A 2732-nucleotide genomic window follows, 5' to 3' on the forward strand; every position below is an offset into this window, starting at 1 on the left:
GTTTGGGCAGGCATCGTCAGCGATACCCAGACTCTACACTTTGCGCCGCACCCCACCCCCCTGCTGAGCAGTTACGTTTGAAGAACATACGGGTCCCTCCGTGGGCTCCCTGAATGTAAACCCCAGGGGGGTATGACGACAAGGGGACGTGCGGAACCCCTGCCGGGCATCAACGCAGACTGGACAGGGCCTGATACGGATGGCGCTGCATACCGCGAAACCCGTCTGCTGTTCTTCCTCGCATCCGCCCGGAGCACCACACCTTCCTCGCCCCCCGTGCCCGCTGCCCTGACCGGCCGCTGGCCCCCTGCGCCCACCGGGCCACGCACACGGGACAGCACGCACTGCGGGAAGCGCCGATAAGAGCTTTGTGCTAAGTACCTTGAAGCTCACATTGCGCCATGCCGGCAAAGCACCGGAACCTCTCCATTCCCGCTCCAACGTACTTTCTTCTGCTCCGCGCGGTTTATGGACAAGATAAACGCAGTGTACTTAGTAAGCCCGCTACCGTCAGATATGTATCTCGATCAATTGCTGGTCAGTGACGACGTCATGTACCCTGCGGCCCAGGCCGTGACCGTCATCCACGCACACTGGACTGCGGGGTCCTGGCTGCGACTGATCGGCCTGGACGGCACCGGCGCCGACCTGCTCGCCGTGCGTGGCTCGCGTCTGCTCCGGCCGGGTGCCAGCATCGGACTGAACACAGAACTGGGGCACGTGCAGCACCTACACACCCGCTGCGCCTCCCCGTTGGGCGCGGACCCCACCACCCTTCAGCAGTTGACCGAATCGGGACACGCCCACGAACTTCAGTATCAGGGAATGGAAGACCGCGTCAGCAGCGACACCCGGGGACTGGCAGGCGCACTGGACGACCTGCACCGTGCCCGGAGCCGCCCAGCGAAGGCGTTCCGCCTGTGGCGCGCGCCCACCATACCCACCGCGCACGAGGAGCAGGAAAAAGTCGCCGCGTGGACCGCGCAGCTACGGGCCACCATGCAAGAACTGGAGTTCATGCAGTTGCACGGCCTCAGCCTCGGCTGGGACGACGTGACTGAAGTGATGAAGGCCTCCGCTTGAACCTCATCTGATACGGACTTCCGTTTGTTTCGCCGACAGGTCCGGAACATCACCGGATTGCCAGCTCCACGACCGGAACCCGCTCCACTGCCACTCGCTTCGCTCGGATTGAATGGTCCTTGCAGCCCATTCAATCGCAGTCCATATGCTACGGACTGCGGTTGCTTCGGTGCAGTCCCGATCTACGAGGACCTGGATTTATCCGCTTCCTTCACGGCCTCATTGCCAACGACCTGCCGGGCCCGCGAGCGTTGGGGAGTAAAGCCAGCCGCCCGCAGAAATTCATAGGTTCGCCCAAGATAGACCGACAACCCGTACTGCTCCTGAAGCCAGTCCTGAACGTCTTTGCCAGACCACACGATGCCCTGTTCGAAGTCGGCGTGCAGTCGGGCGGCCAGGGCCTGCTGTTGCTCAGGACTGAGCAGCCGAGGCGCGCCCTGATTGGAGTGCCGCCCGTCACGCAGCCCAGCGAGTCCCTGCTCGCGGTAATTTCTCACCAGATCGTAGGCAGTGACTCGGCTATACCGGGTCACCTGAAGGATTTCAGGCAGGGGCTGTCCCTCAGCAAGCAGAGCAAAAAACTGGGCCCTGCGCCGTTCGACGGCGGACGTGCTGGTCTTGTACAGGTGCCAGAACGTATCAGCGTCATGCCCCAGTGGAGCTGTCAGGAGTGTCCGTCTCATGCGAAGATTATAAGATATTTAACCGGAGCCCATAGCACCGCGAGGACCATGACTACACCCCCATCATTAAAATAGTTGCCTTTACCCCCGGCCCTGACGCACTTCAATCCACGGCCCCCCCGAAGGAAGGCCGAATCTTGCTTGAGCGCCTCGCGTACCGTTTCGATCTGCTGTTTCAATCCACGGCCCCCCCGAAGGAAGGCCGAATCGAGATCATCCCAAGCGACACCACCACCGGCGTCGTGTTTCAATCCACGGCCCCCCCGAAGGAAGGCCGAATCGCCCGGAATGTGTCGAACTCCGTTTTGCTGGGGTTTCAATCCACGGCCCCCCCGAAGGAAGGCCGAATCATCACCCGCACCCCCGAGGCGTACGGCCGCCACCGGTTTCAATCCACGGCCCCCCCGAAGGAAGGCCGAATCGTGTTGGCGGCGGTGGGGCTGGCGGATGAGTGGGTTGTTTCAATCCACGGCCCCCCCGAAGGAAGGCCGAATCGACGGGCTGACGCAGGGCGCTCAGCAGGGCGCTCAGGTTTCAATCCACGGCCCCCCCGAAGGAAGGCCGAATCCGGCGAACGCGGCGGATTTTTTCGGGTCGGGTCCGTTTCAATCCACGGCCCCCCCGAAGGAAGGCCGAATCCGCGTTCATCGTGCAGGGCTGATTTCGTGTGAATAGGTTTCAATCCACGGCCCCCCCGAAGGAAGGCCGAATCAAGAAGATCACCATCGAATGGGAGGACCCCACATGTTTCAATCCACGGCCCCCCCGAAGGAAGGCCGAATCGTCGTGTGCTTCAACCACTCCTGCCGGATGGTGTGGTTTCAATCCACGGCCCCCCCGAAGGAAGGCCGAATCACAAGATCGCGGACGCCTTTAAAGAGTTTGGGTTGGTAACTGCTCAGCAGGGGACGATCAGACAGAGAAATTGGGCATGAGAATATCCCCCGTGAACACGCTGACCAGTCC

2 protein-coding genes and 1 CRISPR repeat array are annotated in these 2732 nt (G+C 61.8%); of the genes, one reads left to right on the forward strand and one right to left on the reverse strand.

What is annotated here, in order from left to right:
• Positions 1–516 precede the first annotated feature (516 nt).
• The gene (locus QZ271_RS14180) at positions 517–1083 is read left to right on the forward strand and encodes a hypothetical protein (protein WP_291432570.1); all 567 of its coding nucleotides are present in this window, start codon (positions 517–519) and stop codon (positions 1081–1083) included.
• 182 nt (positions 1084–1265) lie between these two features.
• On the opposite strand, the gene QZ271_RS14185 is transcribed toward QZ271_RS14180, so the two are convergent.
• Entirely contained in the window at positions 1266–1766 is a 501-nt protein-coding gene (locus QZ271_RS14185) for a helix-turn-helix domain-containing protein (protein ID WP_291432572.1), read from the reverse strand.
• A gap of 100 nt (positions 1767–1866) precedes the next feature.
• Positions 1867–2621: a CRISPR direct-repeat array (repeat unit 37 nt; unit sequence GTTTCAATCCACGGCCCCCCCGAAGGAAGGCCGAATC).
• The last annotated feature ends 111 nt before the right edge of the window (positions 2622–2732 follow it).

This window comes from Deinococcus sp. (assembly GCF_018260555.1).
Classification (GTDB): Bacteria; Deinococcota; Deinococci; order Deinococcales; family Deinococcaceae; genus Deinococcus.